This is a genomic window from Pseudomonas sp. RIT288 (assembly GCF_000631985.1).
Lineage (GTDB): Bacteria > Pseudomonadota > Gammaproteobacteria > Pseudomonadales > Pseudomonadaceae > Aquipseudomonas.
In genome coordinates this window covers 24,234-36,974 of sequence record NZ_JFYN01000010.1, presented here as the reverse complement: position 1 = coordinate 36,974, position 12,741 = coordinate 24,234, and the positions used below count along the sequence as shown (strand labels likewise).

13 protein-coding genes are annotated in these 12,741 nt (G+C 55.3%); 7 read left to right on the top strand and 6 right to left on the bottom strand.

Features of this window, described 5'->3' with window-relative positions; all coding sequences use genetic code 11:
• Positions 1-161: 161 nt before the first annotated feature.
• The 3 genes from BW33_RS29220 to BW33_RS29870 all read left to right on the top strand — a co-directional run bounded on the left by BW33_RS29220 (position 162) and on the right by BW33_RS29870 (position 1,640).
• On the top strand, positions 162-851 hold the full coding sequence (locus BW33_RS29220; protein WP_152546113.1) for a hypothetical protein: 690 nt from the start codon (positions 162-164) through the stop codon (positions 849-851).
• 125 nt (positions 852-976) lie between these two features.
• On the top strand, positions 977-1,495 hold the full coding sequence (locus BW33_RS10770) for a hypothetical protein (protein WP_052032705.1): 519 nt from the start codon (positions 977-979) through the stop codon (positions 1,493-1,495).
• 1 nt (position 1,496) lies between these two features.
• Positions 1,497-1,640, top strand: a complete 144-nt coding sequence (locus tag BW33_RS29870) for a hypothetical protein (RefSeq protein ID WP_160168816.1) — start codon at positions 1,497-1,499, stop codon at positions 1,638-1,640.
• Between the two features lie 226 nt (positions 1,641-1,866).
• Here BW33_RS29870 and BW33_RS28045 read toward each other — a convergent pair whose 3' ends face one another.
• The 4 genes from BW33_RS28045 to BW33_RS10750 all read right to left on the bottom strand — a co-directional run bounded on the left by BW33_RS28045 (position 1,867) and on the right by BW33_RS10750 (position 6,585).
• Positions 1,867-4,152, bottom strand: coding sequence for a restriction endonuclease (locus BW33_RS28045; RefSeq protein WP_052032704.1), 2,286 nt, complete (start codon positions 4,150-4,152; stop codon positions 1,867-1,869).
• 758 nt (positions 4,153-4,910) lie between these two features.
• Positions 4,911-5,468: a Smr/MutS family protein gene (locus BW33_RS10760; protein ID WP_047598868.1), complete on the bottom strand. Its 558-nt coding sequence runs from the start codon at positions 5,466-5,468 to the stop codon at positions 4,911-4,913.
• Between the two features lie 75 nt (positions 5,469-5,543).
• A complete protein-coding gene (locus BW33_RS10755; RefSeq protein ID WP_007914024.1) occupies positions 5,544-5,864 on the bottom strand; it encodes a hypothetical protein in 321 nt (106 codons plus the stop codon).
• Positions 5,865-5,994: 130 nt separating this feature from the next.
• Positions 5,995-6,585: a cysteine hydrolase family protein gene (locus BW33_RS10750; RefSeq protein WP_003223193.1), complete on the bottom strand. Its 591-nt coding sequence runs from the start codon at positions 6,583-6,585 to the stop codon at positions 5,995-5,997.
• 238 nt (positions 6,586-6,823) lie between these two features.
• On the opposite strand from BW33_RS10750, the gene prmB reads away from it, so the two are divergent.
• Positions 6,824-7,732: a 50S ribosomal protein L3 N(5)-glutamine methyltransferase gene (gene prmB / locus BW33_RS10745; protein WP_007960672.1), complete on the top strand. Its 909-nt coding sequence runs from the start codon at positions 6,824-6,826 to the stop codon at positions 7,730-7,732.
• A gap of 99 nt (positions 7,733-7,831) precedes the next feature.
• Here the strand turns inward: prmB and BW33_RS10740 are convergent, their stop codons facing one another.
• Together BW33_RS10740 and BW33_RS10735 are read right to left on the bottom strand one after the other, a co-directional pair.
• Positions 7,832-8,623, bottom strand: a complete 792-nt coding sequence (locus tag BW33_RS10740) for a hypothetical protein (protein ID WP_047598867.1) — start codon at positions 8,621-8,623, stop codon at positions 7,832-7,834.
• A gap of 99 nt (positions 8,624-8,722) precedes the next feature.
• A complete protein-coding gene (locus tag BW33_RS10735) occupies positions 8,723-9,676 on the bottom strand; it encodes an alpha/beta hydrolase (protein WP_047598865.1) in 954 nt (317 codons plus the stop codon).
• A gap of 130 nt (positions 9,677-9,806) precedes the next feature.
• Here BW33_RS10735 and aroC point away from each other — a divergent pair, with 130 nt between their 5' ends.
• The 3 genes from aroC to BW33_RS10720 are packed head-to-tail and all read left to right on the top strand — an operon-like array spanning position 9,807 to position 12,698.
• On the top strand, positions 9,807-10,898 hold the full coding sequence (gene aroC / locus BW33_RS10730) for a chorismate synthase (protein ID WP_047598864.1): 1,092 nt from the start codon (positions 9,807-9,809) through the stop codon (positions 10,896-10,898).
• Between the two features lie 31 nt (positions 10,899-10,929).
• Positions 10,930-12,075, top strand: a complete 1,146-nt coding sequence (locus BW33_RS10725; RefSeq protein ID WP_047598862.1) for an MFS transporter — start codon at positions 10,930-10,932, stop codon at positions 12,073-12,075.
• On the top strand, positions 12,072-12,698 hold the full coding sequence (locus BW33_RS10720; protein ID WP_047598861.1) for a methylthioribulose 1-phosphate dehydratase: 627 nt from the start codon (positions 12,072-12,074) through the stop codon (positions 12,696-12,698). Before BW33_RS10725 ends, BW33_RS10720 begins: the two co-directional genes overlap by 4 nt.
• The last annotated feature ends 43 nt before the right edge of the window (positions 12,699-12,741 follow it).

The following is a 12,741-nucleotide window of genomic DNA, read 5'->3' as shown; positions in this document are numbered from 1 at the left end:
TTGGTCTGTAGTCAAAATGGTGTATAACTCCCTCATACGATCATCGGAACGCTGGAAGCCTTCCCCTAGACACGGATAGCCAGATGACAAGAAGTGTTATACACCACACCCGTCCGGTTAGTTATGCACCATTTGGTGCCTATTTATAATTGGATTTTTCTATGCATATACCATCTGGTCACGTATTTGAAGCCCTTGTAGAGAAGGGCGTTGACCAACTTCACCATGCAAACAGTGTCGCGACCGCATGTCAGTTCCTAAGGTCGCGCGCGCTTTTATCCAGAGGCACAGTTGAGCGTTTGGGTATAACCCAAACGCCTCAGGAGTCCGATGATATTGATCGCCGGTATAGTATCTGGTTCGATGTATTTATGGATTCTGTTGACATCCATCATCGTGCGCGCCGCGCAAATGTATATGGTCCTGTGCTTTTCGTTTTCGATATTGGCTTCATAGATAGAACAGGAACTGGGCGACTATGGGTAACTAAACTAAATCCGACAAAATGGGCTGGCAAATCAGAAAAACAGCGATGGTTTCAAAGTAAAGAAGATCTAAATAATAATTTTGTGCTAGGGCAGTTCGATCAAATGATTATAGCTCGTCACAGTGGCGGAGAGCTTCCATTCAAAGGGCACTTGAGAAAAATTGTATTAGATGATCCGCGTCACGAAGATGGCGATGGAATAGACACATATAGTATGGCTGTAGGAGCTCTTCGACTTGCAATGCAAGATGCGGGGCTTAATATCCCGATTGAACGCCGTGCCTGCCGTCAAGGTTGTGCGTGCCGACGATACTGGACAGGAAACGAGGATCGAACCCTTAAGATGTTTAACCCAAAAATCTAACCAGTGTTAAAATCTTTCGCTCCGCTCACTGGACGGGCTAACTTCCACCGCTCAAGCAAACGTGATATCACAAGCAGACAATGCGTAACCTCATAATAATTTTTTTCTAACCTGGAAGCTTGCTCATGGATGAAGTCGATCTGGAAAAATTTAAGATTTTATACGAGCATCAGAAGAACCAATTCGAAAAAGAAGTTGAGCGTTTTCGGCGCCTTGAGGAAAAAGCGACCAAATATTTTGGCTCTATGACAATTGCTGTAGGTGCCTACCTATTTTTGGTGAGGTGGGCTGTCGAAAGTCTACTTCCACCGAAAAATCTAATAGATTGGCTTGTTATTATTTCAATAATTCTTACATTTGTGTCTTTTATGTCTTCATGGAGCTTTTCTTTCAGAGCAACAAAATTATCAGACATCATAAGAATGCCATCTGACACAGCGCTTATCGAATATTTCTCTGATAATCTGAGGGGAACTGTACTGCTTGGCCTATCCAGGAGGTACTCGGAAGCAATAATTGAAATTGAAAAAGCATACAGGGACAAACTTTACCTTGTAATTAAAACATACTCGGAAATAACATTTACCGCGTGGTCGCTAACTATTTCTGTAGCGCTAATTTCTGCAAGTCGATGGAGCAATTAAAATGAGCAGCAACGAAAAAACCCAATCACCCAAACCAGAAAAGCCTCAAAAACCAATTGAGGTTGCAGCACCACCACTGGTAGTCGCAACTGAAAGCTATCAGCCTCCGATACAGAAAACTAACAACCCCAAAGATCCGAAATAGATATAACAACTGCTTAAAATCGTTCGCTTCGCTCACTGGGGCGGGCTAAAGCCCGCCCCTTACTGTGCGTTGATTGCATTACTATTCTAACGTTCCACTCCAAAAGGCTGACAAACGGAGCAGAAATCACTTTTTTTAACGAATGGCGGTATAGCGACACACCCACAAAAGGGTAGCCGTGGTTCGGATAGTCGCTCTAGGATAGATGAGGGCCCTAAATCGAATTTTACAGTTCTGAGCTGCTCAGTGTGTTGAATAATTCGTCAATGGAGGACCCGGTCTCATGGTACAAGCCTCTGCTCTCCTGCCAGTTATCGTCTCCATGTTCGGTTTGTTCAGCGTTAGAGGCCTCAATTTCACTCATTTTTTCTGCGATGTACTCACGTTCTATAGAGACATCGATCTCAATAGCCTCACTCAAAGTTAGTATATCTTGTTCAAAAGATTCGCACTCTGACAAGGAGCCAAGGTCGGATAGCTCATCCCTGAAACCATCGTTCAAGAATTGCTCTATCGCAATCGAGAGCAAATCTGTTCGTGAGGGACTAGGCAGTTTTCGTGTGATACTCAATAGTGAACATAGCTCGTCCGAACGGGATTCGCAAAGGGAATGGTTTATTAGAAAGTCAATAATATGATTTAGGAAAAAATCTCTGTCTTTTACTAGAATTGATTTGCTTTCGTGCAGTTGTTTAAATACGGCCACCCCGCCGGTAACATCTGGAGTGGTTTGTACCCATGAATTAGTGAGTTTTCTAAGCGCTTCGAGCGCGACTTCTTGCATGCAGGGGGTGGGTATTGATGTCGCTATCTGCAGTATAATATCTGCTCTTGATTCTAGGGAGTTAGAGTAGTAGTGCGATAAACCTGTATTGTACTCTGCGACAGTAGGGGTGTGGAGTAGTCTTTTCAGTGCTTGTGCTAGGTGATCGAATTCGCGCACTAAGCATTCTAAAACGCTAGCGCTTTCTTGCGCCTGGGCAAAAAACCAAATGCGTCGAATTTGCGGAAAACTATAAGTAGTATCTATCAGATCGATCAAATTGGATAAGTCTTGCCTAACCACTTCGTTCAGCATATCCAGAACAGAGGGATTAATGAACTCAAATTTGTCGCCAGGCCGGATGAAAGACCCGTTCAGCTCCGCTAAAGCCCTACGCCAATCAGACGGCTGAGTGGGAAATCCATACCGTTTCGATCTATGGGTATGTAAGGATGAGTACGACTTTTCCAGGTTCTTCAAATCAGTTTTGCCGCCGCAAAGATACAGCGCTAGCAAAATGCTTCTGGCTGCATCACTAATCTGTCGTTCATATGCGTGAGACCAGATTTCCGCAGGATTGGCTAGTAATTTTGTAATGAAGTCTTGGTATTCGTCAGCGGAAACTGATTTCAGACGATTAAACGATGATAGCCATTCAATTAATCGAGGGTTGAATTTAGCATGTTGCACGATGGATGCGTAGAAGCGATCCTTCAGTAGCGCTGATCTATAGCTTCTCGGCAAGTCGCTGAAATATATATGATTGTACAAAATCAGAGCGCGCTGATGCTGAGTGTAGTCCGATATTTCTAAGATACAGTGTTGATCTATAATTGTAGAGTGCTTTAACTTTTCTGAAATCGTGATCGCTTGCCTGAGTATGTGTTCACGGGTGGTTAGTATAAGTCGTGAGCATGGCGAGCTTTGTATCAACTCAATGAAATCGAGGATCTCTCTATCTTCGTTGCGTGTGAAAGTTGATCCACTTTCGCCTAGAAACGTGGCTCCGATGAAGTCGTCATAATAAAAAATCTGTTTCTTCCCCGGTTGATACCGCTCTCGACCAACTCGGAAGCTATCGACGATAGATACAACTTCATAGCCCTGCTCAAGGTAATTGAAAAGCAACATTTTAGCTAGGCTGGTTTTGCCAACCCCCGGTGCGCCTGAAATAATTGCAACATGCTCACTATCTAACATCCCTATAGCTCTGGGGAAGGCGGCACTGCTTACATAGCGCTGTATATCCCTGTGCACACGCTGAACATCGAACTCGCTTTGAGTAATTGATGCGTTATGGATAACGCGATCTAGAACGACCTTACTTGCGAGCCACAATTTGTAGTGGGTCATCTCTACACTTGGATAAAGAGTGAGGAGATTGTTTAAGTCGTCCTGGCCGATTATGTCGGCCGTGGATAGCGCTGGACTGAATACTTGTGCGATGGTTGCTTTGTTATCTGGCGTCAAACCAACTGATGTTACTAAAATATAGCGATCCGGGTTTAAGCTCTTAGCTTTAATGCTCTCTTTGTTAAGACTGCTCAAAAGCCCAGCAAACCCTGTGCCGCTGTAGTGTTTGCATTGTACAATGGTATTGAGCGAGGCGCGGGCGATTCGAAAATCAATCCCTCCATCTCTTCCAGATTTAAAAGATTCGAGAATTATCTGGTCTCGTGCCTGAATGAGATCTCGAGCAAGCTCCTCGAAGTCGTTAGGGGAAAGCTGTTTGAAATCATAACTAGGCATTTTTTGCTTCCGTCGAGCCGGCCTTTATTAGCGTTGCGCAGATTCTTGCTGCTTGATTTAGGGCGCAGATATCGTTTGCAAGTAACGAAATGCCCATAACCCCAGCTTAATCTTTCGGCTTGAAGCATATCACCATCAACATAGAGGTGAGATATGAAGCGGTACACATTTCCACCGTAGCTCCTTTAGACCTCATGCAAAGGATTCCCCCTATTGACATCCTGAAAACGTCAAAAGGCATTGACCGCCATAAGCCTGAATGTCCGTAAGCGGACAATCTGCAAGCACCGATGCTGTGTCCACTCTCCTAAAGAGTTGAAAACGTAAGCAGTGTTTCATCAACGCACCTTGATACTCAGCGGTTGAGTATATTGAAGCGCATTGAACGACTGTTTTTGGCCGAAAGCTTGTCGCTCACGGACGGCAGCTATTGGCCGAAAGCAGCCATTCGATTACGGTCAAGCCATCATTCAAAAATGAAAAAAGCCCCGCATCGTTTTAAGCGATGCGGGGCTTTTTCGGTGTAGGTGGGACAGTGATCCCGTACCAATTTCTGTACCAATAGCTGTGTATTAGCATGAAAATCAGGGTTTTCCTGGGTGCTAAGTCCCTGATTTCATTGACCCTGAGAACCTACTTAACCCCCCTAAACATGGCGGTGTAATTCTGTTCCAGGGACATGAAACTACCTGTGGGGATTTTCGCAAAGGGCAAGGGTACGGTGGCGGACACAACCCTGCAAGTTCGGTGTAACGCGATTATTCGTCGCGGCCTTCCATCATCGTGCGTTTGAGCATCACGTAAACCGCACCCGCACCGCCGTGTTTCGCCTGGCACGAGGTGAAACCGAGCACTTGCGGATGCTGGCGCAGCCAGGTGTTGACGTGGCTTTTGATCATCGGCCGCTTGCCGTCCAGGCGCACGGCCTTGCCGTGGGTGACGCGCACGCAGCGGATTTCGAATTTGGTCGCCTCGGCGAGAAAGGCCCAGAGCGTCTCGCGGGCTTTTTCGACGTTCATGCCGTGCAGGTCGAGGCTGCCTTCGAACGGGATCTGGCCGATCTTGAGCTTGCGCATCTGGCTTTCCTGCACCCCGTCGCGGGCCCACATCAACTCGTCTTCGGGGCCGACGTCGATCACGAACTGATCGGACAGGCCATCCACGGTGGTGTTGTCGGTGCGCACGGTGGCGGACTGGCGCAGCTTGGCGATCTGCGCGCGGTCGGCCTTGGGTTTGCCGGTGTCGGCGCGGTCGTGCTTGATCGGCTTGACGCCTTGGATCGCACTTTTGAACAGGGAAAAATCGTCGTCTTGCATGTCAGCCTCCGCGAAGGGCGGCCAGTTTACCCAAGTCGAAACAAAACGGCCCGGCAAAAAAGCCAGGCCGTGGAGTCAGTCGTGTTTTTTCATCAGGTGCGGGGACATGTTCAGTTCCCGCGATTGCCGGGCGCGGCGCCGGCATCGACGCCATAGCGCAACACCGAAGTACAGGAACAACAAGCCGACCGCGAGAATGATCGCCGAACCCATCGGCGTGGCATTCAAGTCGCCGAGCGCCGGCGGGCGCCCCAGCAGGCTGGCGGCACCGGCCATCGCCAGCAGCACACCAAACGTCGCCAGAATGGCGGCGATCGCTGCGCCGAATCGAAAACGCCAGTTGCTTTGGCCTTTGGGCCGCAAGCGGCGTGCGTCAAATCCATCGGATAACTTCATTCCGACCTTCCTCAATGGGTATCGGCCCTTCGACCGGGAGTTGACCGGGTTGTTCCTGAGGCTAAGGCAATTGAAGCAAATGCGAGGCTTTTGCGGATGAGCGGCGCGGTGAGCCGCTCATCAGAGCAGATCAGATCAGATCTTGCGTCAGGGCGAGGGTGGCGAAGTTGTCGGCCATGATCGCCATTTCCGCTTCCTGCACCACGGCGGCGCTGAGCACGCGGCCCTTGAACGGCAGGTCACGGGTGGCGCAGGCATCTTCGACCAGGGTGCAACGGAAGCCCAGGTTCTTCGCCGCGCGCACGGTGGTGCTGACGCTGGAGTGGCTCATGAAGCCGCAGACGATCAGGTCCAGCGAGCCAAGATTCTGCAAACGGTCCAGCAGTTCGGTGCCGTGGAACGCACTCGGCAGCAATTTGCCGATGATGGTTTCATCACCCTGCGGCTCGAGGCCGGGGATGAACTCGCCACGCTCGCCCTGCGGGTCGAACAGGCCACCGACGGTGCCGAGATGACGCACGTGCACGATCGGCCGACCGGCTGCACGGGCCGCGGCGACCAGTTGTTTGATGTTCGCGACGGCCGCGTCCATGCCGCTCAGGGCCAGCGGGCCACTGAGATACTCTTTCTGGGCATCGATGATGACCACGGTGGCATGGCTCAGTGTGGCCGCTGCGTAACCGCGGCCGCTGAGTTGAAACATCGTTTTTGGAACGGACATTCGGGGCTCCTTGGGGTGGGGCTTTTGCGGCATTGTCCTCTGGCTGAGCGGTTCTGTGAACCGCTACCATCGTAAGCACCGTCTTTATTGGCCTGCAGCCTTGTCAAGTTACACATTCTGTTCAATAGCTGATGCAAAAATCAGAAAAGTCCTACCATCGCCCCACTGATTTTCCTGCGTCGTCGGCGGGCGTTTTGGCTGGTAGAATCGCCAGTCGTTTTTTCTGGAGTTCTGCCCCGTGATCACTTCCCGACTTCGTACCCTGCGCGACCACATCCGTTGGGCCGTCAGCCGCTTCCATGGGGAGGATCTGTTTTTCGGCCATGGCACCGACAACGCCTGGGATGAAGCTCGTCAGCTTGTGCTCGGTGCCTTGCACCTGCCGTGGGAGATCGCCGACAGCTACCTCGACTGTGCGCTGGAAGACGACGAACTGGTTAACCTGCAACGCCTGCTCAAGCGCCGCATCGAAGAGCGCATCCCGACTGCGTACCTGTTGGGCGAGGCGTGGTTCTGCGGCATGTCGTTCATCGTCGATGAGCGCGTGCTGATCCCGCGTTCGCCGATTGGCGAACTGATCGAAAACCGCTTCGCACCGTGGATCGGCGACGAGCCCGCACGCATCCTCGATCTGTGCACCGGCTCGGGCTGCATCGGGATCGCCTGCGCCTACGAGTTCCAGAACGCTGAAGTGGTGCTGGCCGATCTGTCGTTCGAAGCGCTGGAAGTGGCCAACCAGAACATCGAGCGTCATGGCGTCGATGAGCGCGTGTACACCGTGCAGGGCGATGGTTTCGACGGTCTGCCGGGGCAGCGTTTCGACCTGATCGTGTCGAATCCGCCGTACGTTGACGCAGAAGATTTCGCCGACATGCCGGATGAATACCAGCACGAACCGGAGCTGGGCCTGGCCTGCGGTGATGATGGTCTGAACCTGGTACGGCGGATGCTCGCCGAAGCGGCGGATCACCTGACCGAGAAGGGTTTGCTGATCGTTGAGGTGGGCAACAGCCAGGTGCACGTCGAAGCGCTGTACCCGGAAGTCGACTTCGCCTGGCTCGATTTCGAGCGCGGCGGGCATGGCGTGTTCATGCTGACGGCGGAGCAGTGCCGCGAACATCAGGCGCTGTTCGCTTCCCGCGTCTAAAGGCTAAAAGCTTCGCGAGCAGGCTCGCTCCCACAGGGAAGTACATTCCAAGGTGGGAGCGAGCCTGCTCGCGAATAGCCGCGCCGCGGTCTCAAGCCATCAGCGGTGCGTGGCAATCCAGATCAACAACCCCGCCTGAAACACCGCAAACGCCACCAGACAGGTAATGGTAAAGCGCAGTCCAGCGTCTTCACGCTTGAACTTGCTGACCTTCTCTTCCTGCTTCTTCAGCTTCACTTCCTGCTCGGCGAGGTTCTGCTCGGCCTGTTGCAGCATCTGCGCCGCTTCGAGAATCTCGACGATCTGCAGCTTCTCGCTGTTCCAGTCGCCCAGCAGGTCACCGACCTGCACCTCTTTGACGCTGCCCTTCAAATGCTGGGCGTCGGCGTAGACCACGTCAAAACCATGCACGCGCAGGAAGTGATCGCGACGCAGGCGGGTGTCTTCGTTCAGCGCGTCCTTGTTGTTCAAGTCCTTGCCTTCGACGGTGTAGGCGGGCCAGCGTTTTTTCGCCCAATTGATGCCTTGCGCGGCCATGAAACGACCGATCCCACGATTCAGCGGTTCGATCTGCAAGCCGCTCTCGGGGCCGAAGTGCAAGCGTTTGCTGGTGTGATCAACCCACACGTCGAGCTGGTTCTGCTCTTTGCGCACGCGCTGACCGGGCAGTTTGATCGCCATGCGCATCAGACTGTGTTCTTTGCTGTTGCGCTCGGCATAGCCGAATTCGACAAAGCGCAACGGCCGGCCACCGGTGTGACGGTCAGTCTGCAGCGGGGCCAGGCGGAGCATCTTGTGGTGCTCGACGCTGACGTCCGCCCATGGCAGCTCGACCGCTGGCGGTGCGTCTTTTTCAGCGGTGGTGTCAGGTGAAGTCTGGGTATCAGTCATAACGGCGAGATCCTGTCCAAGCTCTGCTTGTCGCCAGCCAGTACGCTGGCGACAAAGGCTTATCGGCCGCTTTTTGCAGGACTAGAGGGTAAACGCCGTTTAACGGGTGTGAAGTCCGTCAATAAACTCGATGAGTTTGCCTCCCAGTTCCGCCGCCAGTGGCAAATTCGGGTCTTTGTAGGAGGCCAATTGCCGCTTCACATCGGCGGCGACGATGCGCATGACGTGGTTCATGCCCTCGATCACCACCAGTTCAGCGTTGGGATTGGCGGCTTTGAGCGCCTGCGCATCGCCCACGCCGACCTGCATGTCGTTGCTGCCCTGAACGATCAGGGTCGGCATCTTCAATTGTGCAAAGGCCTTGGCCGGATCCTGACGGAACAGCGAGATCAGGTACGGCTGCACGCTTGGCCGGAAAATCGCCTGCAGCGGTGCCGGTACATTGGCATCGGTGTGGCCGGCCTTGAGGCTGTCGAGAATTTCGTTGCTGCGCAGCACCAACGGCGGTGGCAGGCTGCGTGCCAGTTGCTCGCGGATCACCTGATCCACCGGGCGGGCGCTGCCGGACAGCGAAATCAGCGCGGCGGCGTCGGCGCGCGTAGCGGCGAGGGTGGCAATCAGTGCGCCTTCGCTGTGACCGAGCAGAATCAACGGGCCGAAACGCGGGTCGCTTTTCAGCTTCTGGCTCCAGGCCACCGCATCGTTGACGTAGGCTTCCACTGACAGATTGCGCTCGTCGGGCGTGGCCGCGAGGCTCGCGGCCACGCCACGCTTGTCGTAGCGCACGCTGGCGATGTTGTGCTTGGCCAGCACCCAGGCCAGCCGTTTGAGGCTGTCATTACGCCCGCCATCGGGGTTGTTGCCGTCACGATCTGTAGGACCGGAGCCGGCAAGGATCAGGACAACCGGCACCGGGCTGTCGGATTTCGGCAGCAACAGCGAGCCGAAAAGCTCACCGTTGCCGGTGTCCAGAGAGATCGGGCGCTGCAGGACAGTCGCGTGGGCAAAGCCGGTAAACAGGGTAAGACTCAAGATCAGAGCTCGCAGCATCATCACGCCATCATTCGCCAAGGTGCCGGTTGGACTCACCAACACCACTAAGGTTCGAGGATGAACTACTCGGTTAGCCTGCGTATACTGGCGCGCATCACGAATTCGGGTTTGATTTCACGGAGCGTCCTGCATGTCCGGCAATACCTACGGCAAGTTGTTCACTGTCACCACCGCTGGCGAGAGCCATGGTCCGGCGTTGGTCGCCATTGTCGACGGCTGCCCGCCGGGCCTGGAGATCTCCCTCGAAGACCTGCAGCGCGACCTCGATCGGCGCAAGCCAGGCACCAGCCGCCACACCACCCAGCGTCAGGAAGCCGACGAAGTCGAAATCCTCTCCGGCGTGTTCGAAGGGCGCACCACCGGTTGCTCGATTGGCCTGCTGATCCGCAACACCGACCAGAAGTCCAAGGACTACTCGGCGATCAAGGATCTGTTCCGCCCGGCGCACGCCGATTACACCTACCACCACAAATACGGCGAGCGCGACTACCGTGGTGGCGGTCGCAGCTCGGCGCGGGAAACTGCGATGCGTGTGGCGGCGGGTGCGATTGCGAAGAAGTTTCTGGCAAGCCAGGGCATCGTCATCCGTGGCTACATGAGTCAGCTCGGCCCGATCGAAATCCCGTTCAAAACCTGGGATTCGGTGGAAGAGAACGCCTTCTTCAGCCCGGATCCGGACAAGGTGCCGGAGCTGGAAGCCTACATGGATCAATTGCGCCGCGATCAGGACTCGGTCGGGGCGAAGATCACCGTAGTTGCCGAAGGCGTGATGCCAGGCCTGGGCGAGCCGATTTTCGACCGTCTCGACGCTGAACTGGCGCACGCGCTGATGAGCATCAACGCGGTCAAAGGCGTAGAAATCGGCGCCGGTTTCGCCTGCGTCGCCCAGCGCGGTACCGAGCATCGCGATGAACTGACCCCGGAAGGTTTCCTCAGCAACAACGCCGGCGGCATTCTCGGTGGCATCTCGTCCGGTCAGCCGATCGTCGCGCACCTGGCGTTGAAACCGACGTCGAGCATCACCACCCCGGGCCGTTCGATCGACATCCACGGCAACCCGGTGGACGTGATCACCAAGGGCCGTCACGACCCGTGCGTCGGCATCCGCGCCACGCCGATTGCCGAAGCGATGATGGCCATCGTGCTGATGGATCACCTGCTGCGTCACCGTGGGCAGAACGCCGACGTGCGCGTCAGCACCCCGGTGCTGGGTCAGCTTTGATGGTTGATCGCCAAGCCGTCGCGGTCTGACCGTGGCGGCGCTCCCGTACTGGCGGCTGTCCGGTTTCTATCTGTTCTATTTCGCCTTGCTCGGTTCGACAGCGCCGTTTCTGGCGCTGTACTTCGATCACCTCGGTTTCAGCCCCGCGCGCATCGGCGAGCTGGTGGCGATCCCGATGCTGATGCGCTGTGTGGCGCCGAACATCTGGGGCTGGCTCGGGGATTACACCGGCAAACGCCTGGCCATCGTGCGCTTTGGCGCGGTGTGCACGCTGCTGACGTTCTCGCTGATTTTCGTCAGCAAGACCTACGCCTGGCTGGCGATGGTCATGGCGTTGCACGCGTTCTTCTGGCACGCGGTGCTGCCGCAGTTCGAAGTCATCACCCTCGCGCACTTGCAGGGACAAACCTCGCGCTATAGCCAGATTCGCCTGTGGGGCTCGATCGGTTTCATCATCACCGTGGTCGCGCTGGGCCGACTGTTCGAATGGCTCAGCCTCGACATCTACCCGGCGGCGCTGGTGCTGATCATGGCCGGCATCGTCCTCAGCAGCCTGTGGGTGCCGAATGCGCAACCGCCGCAAGGCAATCGGTCGAGCGGGGAGGGCTTTCTGAAGCAACTGCGCAGCCCCGGTGTACTGGCGTTTTACGCCTGCGTCGCGCTGATGCAGATGAGCCACGGCCCGTATTACACCTTTCTGACTTTGCACCTTGAACGACTCGGTTATAGCCGTGGCGTGATCGGCACGCTCTGGGCCGTGGGCGTGGTCGCCGAGGTGCTGATGTTCATAGCGATGAGCCGGATTCTCGCGCGTTTTTCCTTGCGCCGGGTGCTGATGGCGAGTTTTCTGCTGGCGGCGCTGCGCTGGTTGCTGCTAGGTTCGTTCGCCGAATTCCTCTGGGTGCTGTTGTTCGCGCAGGTGCTGCACGCGGCGACTTTCGGCAGCTTTCATGCGGCTGCCATCGCCTTCGTGCAACGTAGCTTCGGGGCGCGTCAGCAAGGTCAGGGCCAGGCGCTGTACGCGGCGCTGGCCGGCACCGGTGGCGCGCTGGGCGCGTTGTATTCCGGTTACAGCTGGAATGCCCTCGGTGCGACATTGACCTTTAGTATTGCCAGTGTCGCGGCGTTCGCCGCTGCCGTTATCATTGCCACACGTATGCAAGAGGACAGGCCATGAGCCTTACGCGTGAACAGCTCGCCCAGCAGATCGTCGACGCCGGGCGTTTTCTTTATGGTCGCGGCTGGTCGCCGGCCACCAGCAGCAATTACTCGACGCGTCTGTCGACGAGCGAAGCGCTGCTGACCGTGTCCGGCAAGCACAAGGGCCAGTTGGGCCTGGACGACGTGCTCGCCACGGATTTGTCCGGCAACAGCCTGGAACCGGGCAAAAAGCCCTCGGCCGAAACCCTGCTGCACACCCAGCTCTACAGCTGGCGCGCGCAGATCGGTGCGGTGCTGCACACCCATTCGGTGAACGCCACGGTGCTGTCGCGCCTGACGCCGGAAGACTTTATCGAGTTCGAAGACTACGAACTGCAAAAAGCCTTCAGCGGCATCTCGACCCACGAATCGCGGGTGCGCGTGCCGATCTTCGACAACGATCAGGACATTGCGCGCCTCGCCGCCAAGGTGCAGCCTTGGCTCGACGCTCATCCCGATTGCGTCGGTTACCTGATTCGCGGCCACGGCCTCTACACCTGGGGCGCGCAGATGAGCGATGCCCTGCGGCAGATCGAGGCCTTCGAATTTCTGTTTGAATGCGAGTTGAAAACCCGCAGCGTCATGAACCGCCAAGGCTGACTTCACCAGAAGCCGCCCATTTGCCTGATGAAATGCACTGCCC